The following is a 17,909-nucleotide window of genomic DNA, read 5'->3' as shown; positions in this document are numbered from 1 at the left end:
GGAGAACCTCCCCCAAGAACCCGCCTGGGCCATCCCCAACGCCGAAGACAACACCATCCTGACCGAACAAGCCATCGCAGACTTCCTCACCAACCACCCCGAACCCTAGAAGCAGAGCCGGAGCGACCGCAGGGCTCTCCGGCAGCGCAAGCGAAGGGCCGCCGTCGCACTTCCCCAAAGGGGTGCGGCGGCGGCCCTTGTTGCCTACTCAGTCTTCGTCTTCTTCCTCGAGGGCGTCGGCAGCTTCGTTGCGTTCGCGCACCTTGGCGGGAGCCTGCGCGGCCTCTTCGCGTGTTTCGTACGGGCCAATCAGTGACTTCCACCCGGACTGGGCGTCCTTCTCAACTTGCTTGGTCTGCACGTTGTACCAGTACTGTGCCATGGCGCTCTCCACTCTTCCGTCGGCTCGTTGCGGCTCTCAACTGTCATCTTAGGCCGCAAGCACGCCGCCCGCAGCGCAGCCCGCGCTCAAAACTTATAGTATGTATGCATGTCTTCCACAGCACTTACTGCCCCCGTCGGCAAGCTTGTTCCCGGCGTTATCAGCCAGCCATTGCCCGTTCCACTCTCGATCCCCCGCCCAGAATACGTAGGCAAGGCGGGCCCGGCACCCTTCACGGGTTCGGAAGTGAAGGACGCTGAGACGCTGGAAAAGATCCGCATCTCCGCCAAAATTGCCGCGCAGGCCATTGTGGAGGTCGGCAAGCACATCGCCCCCGGCGTCACCACCGAAGCCCTGGACCGCATTGGCCACGAATTCCTGCTGGATCACAAGGCGTACCCCTCCACACTGGGCTACCGTGGCTTCCCGAAGTCCCTGTGCTCCTCCATCAACGAGGTCATCTGCCACGGCATCCCGGACACAACGGTTGTTGAAGAGGGCGACATTATCAACATTGACATCACCGCGTTCAAGAACGGCGTCCACGGCGACACCAACTGGACCTTTACGGTCGGAGACGTGGACGAAGAGTCCCGTCTGCTGGTTGAACGCACCCAGGAATCACTGAACCGGGCCATTCGTGCAGTGGCTCCCGGCCGGGAGATCAACGTCATCGGACGCACGATCGCCTCCTACGCGAAGCGCTTTGGCTACGGCGTGGTCCGGGACTTCACCGGACACGGCGTCGGCGAGGCCTTCCACACCGGACTCATCATTCCGCATTATGACGCGGCTCCCGCGTACAATACTGTGCTTGCGGAGGGAATGGTGTTTACCATCGAACCCATGCTTACACTGGGCACCATCGAATGGGATATGTGGGCCGACGACTGGACAGTCGTCACCCGTGACCGCAAGCGCACAGCCCAGTTTGAACACACCTTGGTGGTCACGGCCACCGGAGCCGAAGTATTGACCCTGCCGTAATTCCGGCCCAGTCCGGGCATACTCTCACACATCGAACGTCCCTTCCCTACGCTTGGAGCATCCATGTCTAAGAAGCACTCACACAGCAGCACTGTCATTGGCATCGACATTGGCGGCACCGGCATCAAGGGCGGCATCGTCGACATCGAGACCGGCGACATCCTGGGTGAGCGCTACAGGATCCCCACACCTACCCCATCCACTCCCCAGGCGGTGGCCAAGGTGGTCAAGGACATCGTGGAAGAACTCATGACCCGCGAGCACGCTCCGAGTAAAAAAGCACCTGTGGGCATCACGTTCCCGGCCATCATCTCCCACGGTATCGCCCGCTCGGCTGCCAACGTTGACCAGTCCTGGATCGATGCAGACGTCGACAAGATCTTCTCCGAGGAACTGGGCCGCGACGTGCAGGTCATGAACGACGCCGACGCCGCCGGTTTGGCCGAAGCCCGCTACGGCGCCGGCAAGGACATCAAGGGAACCGTCCTGGTTATCACCCTGGGCACCGGCATTGGGTCTGCGTTCATTTTCAACGGCAAGCTTGTACCAAACGTTGAACTGGGCCATCTGGAGATTGACGGAGTCGATGCCGAGACGAAGGCTTCCGCAAGCGCGCGGGCACGCGATGACATCTCCTGGGACGAGTACGCCGTTCGCCTGCAGCGCTACTTCTCCCACGTTGAGTTCCTTTTCTCCCCCGAGCTCTTCATCATTGGCGGCGGAATCTCCAAGCGCAGCGAGGATTACCTGCCCCAGCTGAAGCTGCGCACCAAGATCATCACGGCCGAGCTGAAAAACAACGCCGGAATCGTTGGCGGTGCGTTGCAGGCCGCTGTCCACTTCAAGATCACCAAGTAACGCCATGGGCGACGACGACCGAAACGTCGCCGTTGTCACCGGCGCAAGCAGGGGCATCGGCGCCGCAAGGGCCGTGTTGGCCGCCACACCGGGCATCTGGGTGCACCAAGCCGGGCCTGCACGCGGCCGCGGGAGGAAGTGGCCGCAGCGGTGCTGTGGCTGCTCAGCAACGATGCATCCTATGTAACAGGTGCCGTACTGCCCGTGGCTGGCGGCAGGTAAAACGGCAGGTTAGCTTCCGTCGCTGGCTACCCGCACGCCGGCTTCCGCGTTTTCACGCCGCAGCTGCGCAATTGAGGATTCAAAGTCTTCCAGGGACTCAAACGCCTGGTACACACTGGCAAAGCGCAGGTATGCGACCAGGTCAAGCCTGCGCAGCGGCGCAAGGATGGCAAGGCCGACGTCGTTGGCCTCAATTTCAGCTGCCCCGCTGGCCCTGATGGACTCCTCTACCTCCTGCGCCAGCTTGGCGAGGTCATCGTCTGTGACGGGACGCCCCTGGCAGGCTTTGCGGACACCGCTGATGACCTTGCTGCGGCTAAAGGGTTCGGCCACCCCTGACCGCTTGCTCACCGAAAGACTGGCCGTTTCAACAGTGCTGAATCGTCGGCCGCACTCTGTGCACTGCCGGCGGCGGCGGATGGATGAGCCGTCGTCGGACAGACGCGAATCAACCACCCGTGAGTCGGGATTACGGCAAAATGGGCAGTACATGCTGATCCCTTCGGGTCGTGGTGTTTCCCAGTCTAGAGTGAGAAAATCGCAAATAACAATTGTGTAATTACCACACCATGCCGCGCCGGGACAAGGCTTGGCGGTAATTTACGGGAATCGCACCGCGACGGCATCGCCGTGGGCGGGCAGGCCCTCGGCCTTTGACAGGGTGATGACGTGCCCGGCCACCTTGGCCAGGGCGTCCTTGTTGTAGTTGATGACCTGCACGGCACGCAGAAAAGTGGTGACGTTCAGGCCCGAGGAAAACGCGGCCGTCCCGCTGGTGGGCAGCACGTGGTTTGATCCGGCACAGTAGTCGCCGAGGCTGACCGGGCTGTAGTCCCCCACAAAAATTGCACCGGCATTGGTGATCCTGGCGGCCACGGCTTCGGCATTCGCGGTGACAACCTCGAGGTGCTCGGCGGCATAGGCGTTGCACACTGCAATACCCTGATCGATGCCGTCAACCAGGACAATGCCCGACTGCGGCCCGGCCAGCGCGGTTTCCACGCGTTCGCGGTGCCGTGTCAGCGCCACCTGCCGCACCAATTCACGTTCGACGGCGTCAGCCAGCTCGAGCGAATCCGTCACCAACACCGAGGACGCGTTGGGGTCGTGTTCGGCCTGGCTGATGAGATCTGCCGCGACGAAAATCGGGTTGGCGGTCACGTCGGCCAGGACGGCAATTTCTGTGGCCCCTGCCTCGGAGTCGATGCCCACGACACCCTTGACCAGGCGCTTGGCCGTTGCAACAAAGATGTTTCCGGGGCCGGTCACAACGTCAACCGGCTCAATGGCTTCGCCTCCGGCGTTGGCACCGGTACCGGCCGGAACACCGTAGGCGAAGGCCGCGATGGCCTGGGCACCACCCATGGCATACACCTCTTCGAGGCCCAGCAGTGCCGCGGCGGCGAGGATAGTCTGATCCGGCAGGCCGCCGTTTTCCTTTTGCGGCGGGGAGGCCAGGGCCACTGACCCCACGCCGGCCGCAATGGCGGGGACAGCGTTCATGATCACCGAGGAGGCCAGCGGTGCCAGACCCCCCGGGACATACATGCCCACCCGCGAGACAGGCAACCAGTGTTGGGAGACCACGGCGCCGTCGGCGATGGGGTAATCCATATTGGCGGGCTTTTGCGCCGTGGCAAACGCCGTGGCGCGGGCGATGGATTCCTCCAGCGCCGCCCTGACCGTGGGGTCCAGGTTTTCCAGCGCCTGGGAAATGGCCGTCAGGGGAACCCGGGGGTGTTCCTGGCTGACGCCGTCGAACTTGAGGGCGAGATCGGCAAGCGCGGCATGGCCGCGACCTCGAACATCGGCGATGATGCCCTGCACAATGCCCTCGGCCGTCGTCACTGTCGAGTGGGCAGTGCGCGGAACAGCACTTTTCAGTTCGGCAAGGCTCAGGGTGCGCCCGCGCAGGTCGGTGCGGTGCAACGTCAGGGAGGCATCACTGCTGGACGGGGCGGCGGACTCTGAAGTTTCGAGGTTGTTCACAACAATCAAGTTTACCCGTTGGCCCCGGTTACCGTGTCCACCATCTCATGCGGGACGGTCCCACGGGTGTCGGTGCCGAACATGGTGGAGATGAAGCTCTGCACGAACACAAACAGCATGCCTGCCAGGGGCCACAGGAGAAGGACAGGGCCCGAGCGCAGGGAAAACACGATGCTTGGATTGGGCATGTTCGCAGGCGGTGTGCGGAAGAGGTCGCCGGCAAAGAGGCCCATGCGCCAGGCAATGACCGAACCGAGGAGGCCGCCGACGGCCAAAGCAAACACAAAGGCGCCTGTGGATGCCGACGATTTTGGTTCGGACCTCCGCGCCGGCTGCTGAAGCCTGCGCATCGCAAGGGCCGCGGTGAGCACCCCGGCGATCACGAGCAGGGCGGCCAGCGTGGCGTCGCGCGGGAACCAGGTGGTGGCATCCGTGCCCTCGCCGTAGAAGGCGCCGCTTGGCGCGAGCAACCACCACAGGATGCCGGCAACAATACCGACAAAGACGGAGAAGGAGAGCGTGCGCCGCCAAACGAGGGCGTCCCCGCGCCGGGAGCCGGCCCGGCGCCGTATGACCTTGATTGCTCCGGGGCCGTCGGCGACGCTGGCCGCGGGAACGGGAGCCGCGAGAACGGGAGCCGCGGGGACATCGTCTTGTACGGTTGCGTCGTCAGGGCCCTCTAACATTGGCTGCGATTGCTCACTCATGGGTTAACCGTAACCCGCGGACCGGCTCCCCTTAGCCTTCCAGGCAGGTAGGTCCCAGCAGGACCTTCAAATCCCCGAAGAGTGACGGGCTCGGATTGACCCTGTGGTGCAGCGGCAGTTTCATGACCTTCACCGAACGGCTGCCTGCCAAATGCATCTTCACCTCGGTGTTGCCGCGGTGGTCGCCAAGGACGTCCTTCAGGGCCAGCAGCACCGCCTCGTTGGCCTTGTGCTCGGGCATCGATATGACCAGCGGCCCTGACATTCCCTCTGTCAGGTCGGGCACCGTGAGTTCCATGGCATTGAGGGTGATGGCGCCGTCGTCACGCTTTTGCAGACGGCCCTTGATGACAACGATCAAATCCTCGGCCAGGACGTTGGCGATGGGGCCATAGACCTGCCCGAAGAACATGACCTCGACCGAACCGCCCAGGTCCTCCACTTCACAACGGGCGTAGGGGTTGCCGCTGCTCTTGGCAATGCGCCGCTGGAGGTTGGTGATCATGCCTGAAATGGTGATGATGTGCCCGTCCTGGGGACCGTCGTCGGCCAGCACCTGCGTGATGGAGATGTCGGCGTTCTGGCTCAGGATGCCTTCAAGTCCGCGCAGCGGATGGTCGGAGACGTACAAGCCCAGCATGTCGCGCTCAAACGCCAGCTTGTCCTTCTTCTCCCATTCGGGCAGATCCGGGATGTCCGTCACGAGGGCTGATTCAGGCTCAACCTCTCCCCCCAGTCCGGCGAACAGGTCGAACTGCCCCACGGCCTCGTTGCGCTTGATCACGATGACAGAGTCAACGGCCTCTTCATGGATCATAGCCAGGGCCCGGCGCGCATGCCCCAGGGAGTCGAACGCACCGGCCTTGATGAGCGATTCAATGGTGCGCTTGTTGCACACCACGGCAGGGACCTTCATGAGGAAGTCGGAGAAATTCTCAAAGTTGCCGCGTTCGATCCGCGATTCGACCAGGCCGTTGACCACGTTGGCGCCCACGTTGCGGATGGCGCCCATGCCGAAGCGGATGTCGTTGCCCACGGGGGTGAAGTTCAATGCCGATTCGTTGACGTCGGGCGCAAGCACTGTGATGCCCATGTGGCGGCATTCGTTCAGGTACAGGGCCAGCTTGTCCTTGTCATCGCCGACGCTTGTCAACAGCGCGGCCATGTATTCGGCAGGGTGGTGCGCCTTGAGGTACGCGGTCCAGTAGCTGATGACGCCGTAGGCGGCCGAGTGGGCCTTGTTGAAGGCGTAGTCGGAGAAGGGCAGCAGGATCGCCCAGAGGGTTTGGACGGCGGCATCGGAGTAGCCGTTGTCCAACATGCCCTGGTGGAAGCCCGCGTACTGCTTGTCCAGCTCCGACTTCTTCTTCTTGCCCATGGCCCGACGCAGAATATCGGCACGTCCCAGCGAGTAGCCTGCAAGCTTCTGCGCGATGGACATGACCTGCTCCTGGTACACGATCAACCCGTAGGTGCCGCCCAGGATGTCGGCGAGAGGCTCCTCCAGCTCGGGGTGGATCGGGGTGATCGGCTGCAAGCCGTTCTTGCGCAGGGCGTAATTGGTGTGCGAGTCGGCACCCATGGGCCCCGGCCGGTACAGGGCCAGGACGGCTGAAATATCCTCGAAGTTGTCGGGGCGCATGAGCTTGAGGAGCCCGCGCATGGGGCCGCCGTCGAGCTGGAAGACGCCCAGCGTGTCCCCGCGCGCCATGAGCTCGTAGGAGGGTGCGTCATCGAGCTCCAAGCCTTCAAGGTCAAGGTCGAAGCCCTTGTTGGCCTTGATGTTCTCCAGGGCGTCGGTGATAATCGTGAGGTTGCGCAACCCCAAAAAGTCCATCTTGATCAGGCCCAGGCCTTCTGCAGTCGGGTAATCGAACTGCGTGATGACCTGGCCGTCCTGGATACGGCGCATGATCGGGATGACGTCGATGATGGGATCCGAGCTCATGATCACCCCTGCCGCGTGCACGCCCCACTGGCGCTTGAGCCCTTCAAGGCCCTTGGACAGCTCAAAGACCTTCGCGGCTTCGGGGTCGGTGTTGATCAGGTTGCGGAAGTCCCCGGCCTCGCCGTAGCGCTTGGCATCGGGGTTCTCAATGTCATTGAGCGCAATGTCCTTGGCCATGACTGCAGGCGGGAGCGCCTTTGTCAGCATTTCACCCATGCTGAAGGGGTGGCCAAGCACGCGCGAGGAGTCCTTCAGTGCCTGCTTGGTCTTGATGGAGCCGTACGTGACGATCATGGCAACGCGCTCGTCGCCGTACTTTTCGGTCACGTACTTGATGACCTCATGCCGGCGCCTATCATCGAAGTCCACGTCGAAGTCAGGCATGGAGACCCGTTCCGGGTTCAGGAAGCGCTCGAAGATCAAACCGTGGCGCAGCGGGTCAAGGTCGGTGATGCGCATGGCATAGGCCACCATGGAACCGGCACCTGAACCGCGGCCCGGGCCCACACGGATGCCCTGGTTCTTTGACCAGTTGATGAAGTCGGCAACCACGAGGAAGTAGCCGGGGAAGCCCATGCGGATGATGACGTCGAGCTCGTAGTCGGCTTGCTTTCGGACGTCGTCGGGGATGCCGCCAGGGTACCTGTACTTCAGGCCCTCGTCGACCTCCTTGACCAGCCAGGAGGTCTCGTCCTCACCCGGCGGGCAGGGGAACTTGGGCATGTAGTTCGCGTCGGTGTTGAAGGAGACGTCGCAGCGCTCGGCGATCAACAAGGTGTTATCGCACGCCTGCGGCAGCTCGGAGAACAGGGACCGCATTTCGGCGGCCGACTTCAGGTAGTAGCCGCTGCCGCTGAACGCGAAGCGCTTGCCGCCCTGGTCATAGGTGGGTTCTGTCAGCGTGGACGCGGACTGCAGGGCCAGCAGCGCCTCGTGCGCCTTGGCATCGTGCTCGTGCGTGTAGTGGAGGTCATTGGTGGCGACCAGCGGGATCGCCAGTTCCTTGGCAAGGCGCAGCAGGTCCTTGGTGACGCGGCGCTCGATGTCGAGCCCGTGGTCCATGAGCTCGCAGAAGTAGTTCTCCGCACCGAAGATGTCCTGGAACTCCGCTGCTGCCGCCTTGGCCTCGTTGTACTGGCCGAGCCGGAGCCGCGTCTGGACTTCGCCCGAGGGGCAGCCTGTCGTGGCGATCAGCCCGGGATGGTATTCGTTGAGCAGCTCGCGGTCCAGGCGCGGGTACTTGCCCATGGGCGAGTCGAGGGAGCCGATGGATGAGGCCCGGAAAAGGTTGCGCATGCCCTGGTTGTTGTAGCTGAGCAGCGTCATGTGGGTGTAGAAACCACCGCCCGAGACGTCGTCCTTCTTCTGCGACTCCTCGGTGCGCCACTTCACCCTTGACTTGTCGGTGCGGGCAGTGCCGGGGGTGACATACGCCTCGACGCCGATGATGGGCTTGATGCCCGCATCCGTGGCCTTGCGCCAGAAGTCGTAGGCACCAAAAAGGTAACCGTGGTCGGTCGTGGCCAGGGCCGGCATTTCAAGCCGTTTGGCCTCGTCAAACAGTTCGGTCAGGCGCGCGGCGCCGTCCAACATGGAGTATTCGGTGTGCGTATGAAGATGGACAAAACTGTCAGTCGATGAGCTAGCCACCACACCATTCTACGGTGCCTGGGCCCAACGCTTAAAGCACGACGGCGGGATACCCAAGCTCCCGCCGTCGTGCTTGGGGTGTGTCAGTGTTCCCCGCGCAGGTGGTCAAGGGCGTACACCAGGTCCTGTGGGTAGGGGCTCGTCACCATCACCGGTTCACCCGTGGAGGGATGCGTGAAACCGAGCTTGTGAGCGTGCAGCCACTGCCGCGTTAGGCCCAGCTCGGCGGCCAATGCGGGGTCGGCACCATAGGTGAGATCTCCGGCACAGGGGTGGCGCAGTGCGGAGAAGTGGACGCGGATCTGATGGGTGCGGCCGGTCTCAAGGTGCACCTCAACGAGTGAGGCCTTGCCGAAAGCCTCAAGCACCTCGTAGTGGGTGATCGACGGGCGGCCGTCCTCGATCACGGCAAAACGCCAGTCATGGCCGGGATGGCGGCCGATCGGTGCGTCAATGGTGCCCGCAAGCGGATCGGGCAGGCCCTGGACCACTGCGTGGTAGATCTTCTCGACGCTGCGCTCCCGGAAGGCCTGCTTCAACACCGTGTAGGCATGCTCGGTCTTGGCCACGACCATGGCACCGGACGTACCGACGTCCAGGCGGTGGACAATACCAACGCGCTCCTGGGCGCCCGAGGTTGAAATCCTGTAACCGGCCGCGGCCAGTCCTCCCACAACTGTGGGGCCAACCCAGCCCGGAGACGGGTGCGCGGCAACGCCGACAGGCTTGTCGACGACAACAAAGTCGTCGTCGTCGAGGAGAATGTTCAGCCCCTCAACGGGTTCAACCACCACTTGCAGCGGGTCGCGCCGTTCGGGAATGGTGACCTGAACGCGTGCGCCGGCCTTAAACTTCTCGCTCTTGCCCAGCACCGCCCCGTTCTGGAGCACGTTGCCCTCCGTGCACAACAGTGCCGCGGCGGAACGTGAGATGCCCAACAGGGTTGCCAGACCGGCGTCGGCTCGCAGCCCTGCAACGTCCTCGGGGATGGAAAATGTTTCAGTCATTGGTGTCGCCTTCCGGCTTTTGAACGGCGGGTGATTGATGCGCCGGCGCCTTCCTGGCCCCGCCCATCGGCACGCCGATCAGGGTCAACAGGCAAATGGTGATGACGCCGCCCACCACGGCCATGTCGGCCATGTTGAAAATGGCGAAGTTGGGGAAGGAAATGAAGTCAACCACGTGCCCCATGCCGAACGACGGCGGGCGGAACAGGCGGTCAGTCAGGTTGCCCAGGGCGCCGCCAAGGACCAGCCCAAGGCCCACGGCCCACCATGCGGATCCGACACGCCGGCCGATGATGATAATGGCAACGGCCACTGCCGCCATGACAAGTGCGAAGAACCAGGTGAAGCTCTCGCCGATGGAGAACGCTGCGCCGGAATTGCGGATGTAATACCACTGCAGAATCCCGGTGATCACCGGCGTTCTCTGTCCCTCAACCATGGTGGAGGTGACCCACCACTTGGTCAGCTGGTCGCAGACGTACGCGAAGGCGGCCAGCCCCAACCCGAGCCACCATAACGTCCGGCGGCGGAGCTTCGGGGTTCCCGCCGGGCCCTGCAAAGAGTTCTCGCTCATGATGCTTTCATTTGTTCTTGGGCATAGAAGAATTGGTCAATCAAAAAAAGCCGGTGGAACAAGTTTCCTTGCACCACCGGCTTTTAGTTCTTGCTTAGGAGTCCGAGTTGCTCTCGGAGAAATCCGGTGATGCCACCGAACCGCGAGCATCTAGGTCACGCAACTGGCCTTCGATGTAAGACTTCAGGCGTGAACGGTAGTCACGCTCGAAGCCGCGCAGCTGCTCGACCTTGCGCTCGAGCACCGAACGCTGCTGCTCCAGGGCACCGAGCGTCTTGCGGCTCTTCTCCTGGGCATCGTTGACCAGCGTGCTGGCCTCGATCTGTGCCTCGGCAATGATCTTGTCGCGCTGCTCAACACCTGCATTGACGTATTCGTCATGGAGGCGCTGGGCCAGGGCGATGACGCCGGAAGCCGCCTCGGCCGAGGAAGCGGCGGGTGTTGCCACTGCTGCGGGTGCCGGCGCAGCAACGGGCGCTTCCTTAACAACAACGGGCTCGGCCTCAACAGCCGGCTTGGGCTTGACGACGGGCTCGGGCTTTGCGGGCTCCTCAACAGCAGCAGCCTCCTTGGCAAGCAGCGGGGCTGCCTGGGCGGGAACTGTTCCTGTGTTCGAAGCTGTTCCGGCGAGCTGCTTGCGCAGGTCGTCGTTTTCCTGATGCAGTCGGCGAAGCTCTACGACGATTTCGTCAAGAAAATCATCAACTTCGTCCTGGTCATAGCCTTCACGGAACTTCGTTGGCTGGAACCGCTTGTTGACAACGTCTTCTGGCGTAAGCGCCATTTAGTCACCTCATTGGTCTTAGTGAGTCTGAAACTGACCGAAGCCGTCCCGACTACGGTACCGAATACAAATCGCTTGATCTGTAAAGGGGTCTATCGCTTTTTACAATATAGCTTTTCGCCGTTGAAAACTAACGACGCGGCGCTAATGAACCAAATTTTTTGTGACGCTCATCGCAATGCCAACAACAACCAGCAGCAGCAGGAAGCCAATGTCAAGGGCAACCGAACCGATTCGCAGGGGCGGGATCATGGCGCGGAGCTTGCGCAGCGGCGGGTCAGTCAGCCTGTACACGAGGGAAGCTCCGACCAGCGCAACGCCCTTTGGACGCCATTCACGGGCGAACACCTGTATCCAGTCAAACACCATGCGCAGCAGGAGGGTCAGGAAGTACAGCAACAACAACAAGTAGAGAAAAACAAAGACAATTGTCACGCCGGTGCACACAATCCCTAGGTGGAGAAACTCTGACGGAAACGCTGCTTCCAGAATAGACCAGTGCCAGGACACACGGTGTCCGGGCACTGAAAAATCATCGCTCAGCGGAAGGGCCGGGCGGGCCTAGCTCTGGTTGAAGAAGGTCGCCTGTGTGTCGGAGATCTTCTTATCGTCACCGAGCACCTCGATGTATGAGGGCGAGAGAAGGAACACCTTGTTAGTCACGCGCTCGATCGAGCCACGGAGGCCGAAGACGAGGCCGGCGGAGAAGTCCACGAGTCGCTTGGCATCGGCTTCGCCCATGTCGGTGACGTTCATGATGACCGGGATGCCGTCGCGGAAGCTTTCACCAATGATCTTTGCGTCATTGTATGAACGGGGGTGGACGGTGGTGATCTGGCGCAAACTTTCAGCCTCTTCCCGATTCGATGCGGCACGCTTGATGGGGGTCACCGGAGCCCTGTATTCCTCGTCGCCAGCCTTGGGTGCGGCAACTTCAACCACCGGAGCAGGCGCTGGCGCCGGCTCACGCTCGAAAGTCTCGGCGTAGTCTTCGTCCTTCGGGAATGACGGAGCGTGCTCCGCGTCATAGTGCTCATCACCGTCGGCGAGGCCAAGAAAGATCATTGTCTTGCGCATAGCGCCAGCCATGGTTGCTCCTCATTAGTCTGCAAAGCACAAAACACCGTGTGCGGTGCGTTGTGCGTCAATCTGCGTTGTTGCCAACACTGAAAACGCTACAGTACGGGCGGACGGGGTCCGAGTATATCGGAACCGACACGCAGGTGTGTCGCCCCCACGGCAATCGCCGCTTCAAGGTCCTGGCTCATGCCGGCGGAAAATCCGGTGGCCTGCGGGTGTTGGGCGAGCAGTGCAGCCGATGCCCGGGCAAGCAGGTCGAAGGCAGGTTCCGGGGCCACTCCCAACGGCGCCACGGCCATGAGACCGGCCAGCTCAAGTCCCCCGGTGCCGGCAATGAGGTCCGCCAATTCCTCAATGTTCGACGGCGCAACCCCTCCCCTGCCGCCGCGGCCTGTGGGCTCCACGGCGGACAGTTCCGGGTAGGCCCCCGACAGGTCGACCTGGATGAAGCATTCGAGGTTGGCGCGACCGTTTTCCTGCTGCCGGGCGTTCATTGCCCGCCCCAAAGACGTGACGAGTGAAGCCCTGTCGATCGAGTGGACCGAGTGCGCGTAGGCGGCCACCGACTTTGCTTTGTTGGTCTGCAGCTGGCCGATGAAGTGCCAGCGCAGCTCCGCATCGGACACCTCAAGGGCCTTCGCCGCAGCCTCCTGGTCGCGGTTCTCCCCTACGTCCGCAACCCCGAGGCTGCGCAGCCGCAGAACGTCGGCGGCGGGGTGGAACTTGGTCACCACAATGAGTGTTGGCTTGGCCCCGGCAGCTGTGGCAGCCGCCGAATCGATGCGTCGATGCACGGCGGCCAGACGGTCTGCCAGTTCGCTGGTTCGGGGGTCCTGCAAAGTCATGGTGCGGGGGTGCTTTCATCGTCAGGGGCGATCGGTACTGCCGCAACAAAGCCTATGAAGCGGCCTTCGGCCCCGCCGTCACGCTGGGCACGGCGGTGGGAGAAGTACCGGGGATCTTCAAGGGTGCAGATGCCCGACGGGTGAGCCGTGGCGCCGGCGCCGGCCAATTGCGCAAGGACCGCTGCGGGCAGGTCAAGGGAGGGCGTGCCCCAGGAAGTGGTGGCATGGGCCTGTGGGGCGACGCCTGCCACTGCCGCGCGCAGGTCCTGTGGCACCTCGTAGCATTTGCCGCACACGCTGGGGCCGAGCCAGGCCTCGATGCTTTCAGCGCCTGCCAGCCGCATTTGTGCCATGACGGCGGCAATGACGTTTTTCTGAACACCGGGCCGGCCGGCATGGGCAACGGCCAGAACGGCCTCGCCGGCTCGTGTCTGCCCGACAAGGACAACCGGCACGCAGTCCGCGACCATGACGGCAAGCCCCGTGACGGGTCCGTCGTCAATTAGGCGTTGCGCGGTGGTGACCATGGCGTCGGCAGTTGGCGCCCCGCCGCCGGAAGTTCCGGTGTCGGAAGTTCCGGCGTCAGAAGTTCCGGCGTCGGAGATCCCGGCGGAAATGCTTGCCACCTCGGCCCCATGCACCTGGTTCATGTACGCAAGTTTCACCGCGCGGACCCCGGCGGCCCCGGCCAGCAACGTCTCGACGCTTTTGCGGTGGTTGGCGACGACCGTGGGGTCATCCCCTACATGAAAGGCCAGGTTGCCTGCATCGGCGTCGGTGAAGCCTACCCAAATTCCGGGGCGGACCTGTTCTGATAACCACATGCAGAGAACCTGACCATTCATTGGTGCCGGCGGGGTGGCCACCGGCGGAATACAACTAACGCTTGTGAAAGGACGTTCCTACTTCAGGAAGTCCGGAACATCCAGGTCGTCGGCGCGGTGCCCCGTGAGGTCGGGCTCCACGATGGCGGGCAGCTCAACGTCGAAGCCGCCGTCGGCCGGAACCTGGGAGCCCGAGTGCTGGCCCCACTGGTTCAGGTTCGTGATGGATGCGCTGGCGGGCACGGTGGCGGGGATCGGGGGCGCCACGGCGGCAGCCGGCTCCGCCACCTCCACAGCAGCGTCGGGCGCGTCGAAGCCTGCGGCAATGACAGTGACACGGACTTCATCGCCCAGGGCATCGTCAATGACGGCACCGAAGATGATGTTTGCCTCGGGGTGGGCAACTTCCTGAACGAGGCGGGCGGCCTCGTTGATCTCGAACAGGCCCAGGTCAGAACCACCCTGGACGGACAGCAGCACACCGTGGGCGCCGTCGATGGAGGCTTCAAGCAGCGGTGACGCGATGGCGAGCTCGGCGGCCTTCACGGCACGGTCCTCGCCACGGGCAGAGCCGATGCCCATCAGGGCCGAGCCTGCACCCTGCATGACGGACTTGACGTCGGCAAAGTCGAGGTTGATCAAGCCGGGGGTGGTGATCAGGTCGGTGATGCCCTGGACGCCCGACAGCAGCACCTGGTCGGCGGAACGGAAGGCATCCATGACGGAGACGTTGCGGTCGCTGATGGACAGCAGGCGGTCATTGGGGATGACAATAAGCGTGTCTACCTCGTCGCGCAGCGCCTCGATGCCGCTGTCCGCACTCGACGCGCGGCGGCGGCCCTCGAAGGTGAAGGGCCGGGTGACAACGCCGATGGTCAGTGCGCCGAGTGAACGGGCGATGCGTGCAACCACGGGTGCGCCACCGGTTCCGGTGCCGCCGCCTTCGCCGGCCGTCACGAAGACCATGTCGGCCCCGCGCAGGACCTCTTCGATTTCTTCCTGGTGGTCCTCGGCCGCCTGGCGTCCGACATCCGGGTTGGCGCCGGCACCGAGGCCACGCGTCAGTTCGCGACCGACGTCAAGCTTGACGTCGGCGTCGCTCATCAGCAACGCCTGGGCATCGGTGTTGATGGCGATGAATTCAACGCCGCGCAGACCCACGTCAATCATGCGGTTCACTGCATTTACGCCGCCACCGCCGATACCGACGACTTTGATGACTGCCAAGTAATTCTGGGGTGCTGCCACGTTGGGTTCCCTTGCTCGTATGTTGCTTCGAAGATCAATTTTTCGTGCTGTGCTGCCAAAGCATTCGCCATGTTTCCAAGGCGCCGGCGCCGGTTGCCTGGGCAACCTTGAAGCCATGGTTGAAACCTTGCTAGCTTAACCCTCAAGTTGAAGGTTATACTTATGTCAACTAACTCTTGTCTGTGACGCTATGGTGCATCCGTGCCGCATGCAATGACCACCGCCGCGTGTCGCGATAATCCGGTACAAAAACGCTTCAATCACCGCCCGCTGCGCCGTGGCCGTTTGTCAATTCTACTGTGGCCGGACATCATCGTGTCACCGGGTGACGCGGGGCACTGACGTCAAAGACATTGGCGGGCACGGGTGCCGGCTTGCCCGCCGCGACAGTGGGCGGCGGGGCATTGAGCAGGGCTTCGAGCACCTGCGCCTTGAGCTCCATGTCGCTGGCATTACCCCAAATGACGCTGCGTCCGTCGGACAGCTTGAGCTCCACCGCGTCGGGCGAATTTGCCGTTGCGTTGGCAAGCTGCCCAAGGATCGTCTGCGGCAGGTTGGAGAGCACCGCAGTCATGGCACGGAAAGTGTCCTTGCCGATGGCGGCCGTTCCTCCGTCGATCAACGGCAGGGCCACGCTGCCCGGGTCCTTTGTGGACCCGAGCTGGACCCCGTCCTGGTCGACCAGCAGGTAGTCCTCCCCGTTCTTCAGCAGGGCCACGGGCACCCGCTCCACCAGGTGGATCAAGAGCGTGGACGGCGGCTTTGCCTCAATGCGCGAGCTTTTCACCTGGATGATAGGAGCGAGCAGCTTCTTGACCTCCTCATCGGTGACCTGCGGAAGCGGCTTGTCCAAGATCGGGGCCAACGCCTTGTGCAGTGTTTCCTCACTCACAAGCTTCTGCCCCTGAAAGACCACTGTTTTCACGGCCAGTGCCGGTGAAAACAGTGCGAGGACCATGACCAAGGTAAGAACGGCCCCAACGGCCACAACGGCGTACAGGATGGCACGGCGCCGGCGCTTGAATTCGGGCAGCGGGAACGCCAAAACCTGGGCGTTGCGCTCCTGCCCGGCCTCCGCCTTCGGCCCGGGGGCCGGCTTGGCGGGCGCAGGCCTTGCGGGCACGGCGTCCGGAACGGATGACTTTGGGGACAGCCAACCCGGAATCTTCATGCCCGGCCGCTTTGCCTCAGCGGGCGGTTTGGCTGCGGCCGGCACGGGCTGGACAGACACCTTGGTGCTCGTGCTGCGCACGGCGGCCGGAACAGTTTCCTGGGCGTCGTCGGGTGCGGCGGCCGGCGGCACCGTGCCGGGGCGGGTCCTGATGACCCGCGGCTTGCGCGGTTCAGCCATGATGCCCCTCGGTCCCGCCAGCAGGCTTGTTCAGGGCGGCCACCAGTGCAGGGCCGAATTCCGTGACATCCCCTGCTCCAATCGTCAGGATGATGTCCCCTGCCGCGGCTCCATCAACAAGGCGCTGGACGGCGGCGTCGCTGTCGGGGGCGTAGCCAAAGGGACTGTTCAGTTCGTTCGTGATCAGTTCGCTGGTGACCCCCGCAATGGGATCTTCGCGTGCCGGGTAGATGTCGAGCACTGCCACGGTGTCAGCCAGGTCGAGGGCCTGCGCGAAGGCGCCGGCGAACTCGGCGGTGCGGGAGAAAAGATGCGGCTGGAACAGGACGTGGACCTTGTGGTCCCCGGCAACACTCCGGGCCGCCTTCAGCGCTGCCGTCACCTCGGTGGGGTGGTGGGCGTAGTCGTCGTAGACGCTGACGCCGCGCCCCTCCCCCTTGGCCTCAAAGCGCCTTGCCGCACCACTGAAGGTTGCCAGCGCCGCAAGGGCGGCCTCCACGTCGACACCCAGCGCAACGGCGACACCAAGTGCCGCGGCCGCATTGTTGAGGTTGTGGTTTCCCGGCACCTGCAGGCGCAGGGTGAAGGATTCCTCCGTACCATCGGGGAGCACTCCCGCGCGCAGCTTGAGCGTTGCGGTGCTGTGCAGGCCGTCAGCGTCTCCCGGCAGCAGCCTGATGTCGGCGCCCTCCGCGAAGCCGTAGCTCAGGCATCTCTTCCCCGAAGCGCCCGCCGCAGCGGCCAGGGCAGCCGATCCGGCGTCGTCCGCGCAGGCAACAAGGGTGCCGTCGGCAGGCAGGAGTTCCACAAACTTCCCAAAGGCAGCAAACACGGCCTCCGCGGTTCCGTAGTGGTCGAGGTGGTCGGCCTCGAGATTGGTGACCACGGCGATGTCCGGACGGTAGTTCAGGAAGGAGGCGTCGGATTCGTCGGCCTCGGCGACAAAGACGCCCGCCGCGCCGTGGCCGGCGTTGACGCCCAGCCCCTGCACTGTTCCGCCGACGGCAAAGGAGGCGTCCACCCCTGCACCCTTGAGCATCACTGTGATCATCGATGTCGTGGTCGTCTTGCCGTGGGTGCCGGCAACCGCCACGACGGTGTCCTCCGCCATGGCTGCTGCCAGCGCCTGGGAACGGTGCAGCACCCGGAGTCCGGCCGCACGGGCTGCCGTGAGTTCGGGGTTGCTTTCACGAATGGCCGTCGACACCACAACGGTATCGACCCCTGACACGTGCTCCGCGGCCTGGCCAATGTGCACCAGGGCACCCAACATGCCCAGTTGTGCCAGTCCTGCCGATTCCTTCGCGTCAGATCCACTGACGGGCACACCTTGGCCGAGCATGATCCTTGCGATGGCCGACATGCCAGCACCGCCCATGCCGATGAAGTGGACGCGGCCCAGTTCGGCCAGTGTTGGTGGGTGATAGGCCACTACAGCTTCTTCCTTCGTCAT

At 63.3% G+C, this 17,909-nt stretch carries 17 protein-coding genes and 1 pseudogene; 3 read left to right on the top strand and 15 right to left on the bottom strand.

Annotation, left to right across the window (positions count from 1 at the left end; genetic code table 11):
• Positions 1-208: 208 nt before the first annotated feature.
• Positions 209-382, bottom strand: a complete 174-nt coding sequence (locus AAGW05_RS17550) for an SPOR domain-containing protein (RefSeq protein ID WP_411805849.1) — start codon at positions 380-382, stop codon at positions 209-211.
• 108 nt (positions 383-490) lie between these two features.
• On the opposite strand from AAGW05_RS17550, the gene map reads away from it, so the two are divergent.
• The 3 genes and pseudogenes from map to AAGW05_RS17535 form a co-directional block, all read left to right on the top strand.
• The gene (map, locus tag AAGW05_RS17545; RefSeq protein ID WP_411805848.1) at positions 491-1,369 is read left to right on the top strand and encodes a type I methionyl aminopeptidase; all 879 of its coding nucleotides are present in this window, start codon (positions 491-493) and stop codon (positions 1,367-1,369) included.
• A gap of 63 nt (positions 1,370-1,432) precedes the next feature.
• The gene (gene ppgK, locus AAGW05_RS17540; RefSeq protein ID WP_411805847.1) at positions 1,433-2,227 is read left to right on the top strand and encodes a polyphosphate--glucose phosphotransferase; all 795 of its coding nucleotides are present in this window, start codon (positions 1,433-1,435) and stop codon (positions 2,225-2,227) included.
• Between the two features lie 132 nt (positions 2,228-2,359).
• Positions 2,360-2,449: pseudogene (locus AAGW05_RS17535) on the top strand (SDR family oxidoreductase); the annotation flags it as partial.
• A gap of 9 nt (positions 2,450-2,458) precedes the next feature.
• Here the strand turns inward: AAGW05_RS17535 and nrdR are convergent.
• The 14 genes from nrdR to murC all read right to left on the bottom strand — a co-directional run bounded on the left by nrdR (position 2,459) and on the right by murC (position 17,909).
• Positions 2,459-2,941, bottom strand: a complete 483-nt coding sequence (gene nrdR / locus AAGW05_RS17530; protein ID WP_411805846.1) for a transcriptional regulator NrdR — start codon at positions 2,939-2,941, stop codon at positions 2,459-2,461.
• 108 nt (positions 2,942-3,049) lie between these two features.
• Positions 3,050-4,438, bottom strand: a complete 1,389-nt coding sequence (gene hisD, locus AAGW05_RS17525) for a histidinol dehydrogenase (RefSeq protein ID WP_411805845.1) — start codon at positions 4,436-4,438, stop codon at positions 3,050-3,052.
• Between the two features lie 11 nt (positions 4,439-4,449).
• Positions 4,450-5,145 carry a hypothetical protein gene (locus AAGW05_RS17520; protein WP_411805844.1) on the bottom strand — a complete coding sequence of 232 codons (696 nt, stop codon included), beginning with the start codon at positions 5,143-5,145 and terminating at the stop codon, positions 4,450-4,452.
• 31 nt (positions 5,146-5,176) lie between these two features.
• Positions 5,177-8,743: a DNA polymerase III subunit alpha gene (dnaE, locus tag AAGW05_RS17515; protein WP_411805843.1), complete on the bottom strand. Its 3,567-nt coding sequence runs from the start codon at positions 8,741-8,743 to the stop codon at positions 5,177-5,179.
• An 83-nt stretch (positions 8,744-8,826) separates the two neighbouring features.
• Entirely contained in the window at positions 8,827-9,750 is a 924-nt protein-coding gene (locus tag AAGW05_RS17510; protein WP_411805842.1) for an RluA family pseudouridine synthase, read from the bottom strand.
• Positions 9,743-10,324, bottom strand: coding sequence for a signal peptidase II (lspA, locus tag AAGW05_RS17505; RefSeq protein ID WP_411805841.1), 582 nt, complete (start codon positions 10,322-10,324; stop codon positions 9,743-9,745). The genes AAGW05_RS17510 and lspA overlap by 8 nt, the downstream gene beginning before the upstream one ends.
• Positions 10,325-10,418: 94 nt before the next feature.
• Positions 10,419-11,108: a DivIVA domain-containing protein gene (locus tag AAGW05_RS17500; protein WP_411805840.1), complete on the bottom strand. Its 690-nt coding sequence runs from the start codon at positions 11,106-11,108 to the stop codon at positions 10,419-10,421.
• Positions 11,109-11,252: 144 nt separating this feature from the next.
• Positions 11,253-11,543: a YggT family protein gene (locus tag AAGW05_RS17495; RefSeq protein WP_411805839.1), complete on the bottom strand. Its 291-nt coding sequence runs from the start codon at positions 11,541-11,543 to the stop codon at positions 11,253-11,255.
• 126 nt (positions 11,544-11,669) lie between these two features.
• The gene (locus AAGW05_RS17490) at positions 11,670-12,197 is read right to left on the bottom strand and encodes a cell division protein SepF (RefSeq protein WP_411805838.1); all 528 of its coding nucleotides are present in this window, start codon (positions 12,195-12,197) and stop codon (positions 11,670-11,672) included.
• A gap of 86 nt (positions 12,198-12,283) precedes the next feature.
• Positions 12,284-13,033 (bottom strand): YggS family pyridoxal phosphate enzyme, encoded by a 750-nt coding sequence (locus AAGW05_RS17485; RefSeq protein WP_411805837.1) that lies wholly within the window; start codon positions 13,031-13,033, stop codon positions 12,284-12,286.
• A complete protein-coding gene (locus tag AAGW05_RS17480; protein WP_411805836.1) occupies positions 13,030-13,857 on the bottom strand; it encodes a polyphenol oxidase family protein in 828 nt (275 codons plus the stop codon). The genes AAGW05_RS17485 and AAGW05_RS17480 overlap by 4 nt, the downstream gene beginning before the upstream one ends.
• A 78-nt stretch (positions 13,858-13,935) precedes the next feature.
• On the bottom strand, positions 13,936-15,105 hold the full coding sequence (gene ftsZ / locus AAGW05_RS17475) for a cell division protein FtsZ (RefSeq protein ID WP_411805835.1): 1,170 nt from the start codon (positions 15,103-15,105) through the stop codon (positions 13,936-13,938).
• Positions 15,106-15,415: 310 nt separating this feature from the next.
• The gene (locus tag AAGW05_RS17470; RefSeq protein WP_411805834.1) at positions 15,416-16,456 is read right to left on the bottom strand and encodes a cell division protein FtsQ/DivIB; all 1,041 of its coding nucleotides are present in this window, start codon (positions 16,454-16,456) and stop codon (positions 15,416-15,418) included.
• On the bottom strand, positions 16,449-17,909 hold the full coding sequence (gene murC / locus AAGW05_RS17465) for a UDP-N-acetylmuramate--L-alanine ligase (protein ID WP_411805833.1): 1,461 nt from the start codon (positions 17,907-17,909) through the stop codon (positions 16,449-16,451). Before murC ends, AAGW05_RS17470 begins: the two co-directional genes overlap by 8 nt.

Source organism: Arthrobacter sp. LAPM80 (assembly GCF_046736435.1).
Lineage (GTDB): Bacteria > Actinomycetota > Actinomycetes > Actinomycetales > Micrococcaceae > Specibacter.
Note: the sequence above shows the minus strand (reverse complement) of the source record. Positions and strands in the feature narration are given on the sequence as shown.

Coding starts and splice junctions, on each gene's coding strand:
- AAGW05_RS17480 (WP_411805836.1), bottom strand. CDS start 13,857: ATGTGGTTATCAGAACAGGTCCGCCCCGGAATTTGGGTAGGCTTCACC.
- AAGW05_RS17490 (WP_411805838.1), bottom strand. CDS start 12,197: ATGGCTGGCGCTATGCGCAAGACAATGATCTTTCTTGGCCTCGCCGAC.
- nrdR (WP_411805846.1), bottom strand. CDS start 2,941: ATGTACTGCCCATTTTGCCGTAATCCCGACTCACGGGTGGTTGATTCG.
- AAGW05_RS17550 (WP_411805849.1), bottom strand. CDS start 382: ATGGCACAGTACTGGTACAACGTGCAGACCAAGCAAGTTGAGAAGGAC.
- map (WP_411805848.1), top strand. CDS start 491: ATGTCTTCCACAGCACTTACTGCCCCCGTCGGCAAGCTTGTTCCCGGC.
- AAGW05_RS17510 (WP_411805842.1), bottom strand. CDS start 9,750: ATGACTGAAACATTTTCCATCCCCGAGGACGTTGCAGGGCTGCGAGCC.
- AAGW05_RS17470 (WP_411805834.1), bottom strand. CDS start 16,456: ATGGCTGAACCGCGCAAGCCGCGGGTCATCAGGACCCGCCCCGGCACG.
- lspA (WP_411805841.1), bottom strand. CDS start 10,324: ATGAGCGAGAACTCTTTGCAGGGCCCGGCGGGAACCCCGAAGCTCCGC.
- AAGW05_RS17485 (WP_411805837.1), bottom strand. CDS start 13,033: ATGACTTTGCAGGACCCCCGAACCAGCGAACTGGCAGACCGTCTGGCC.
- AAGW05_RS17520 (WP_411805844.1), bottom strand. CDS start 5,145: ATGAGTGAGCAATCGCAGCCAATGTTAGAGGGCCCTGACGACGCAACC.
- ppgK (WP_411805847.1), top strand. CDS start 1,433: ATGTCTAAGAAGCACTCACACAGCAGCACTGTCATTGGCATCGACATT.
- AAGW05_RS17500 (WP_411805840.1), bottom strand. CDS start 11,108: ATGGCGCTTACGCCAGAAGACGTTGTCAACAAGCGGTTCCAGCCAACG.
- murC (WP_411805833.1), bottom strand. CDS start 17,909: ATGACGAAGGAAGAAGCTGTAGTGGCCTATCACCCACCAACACTGGCC.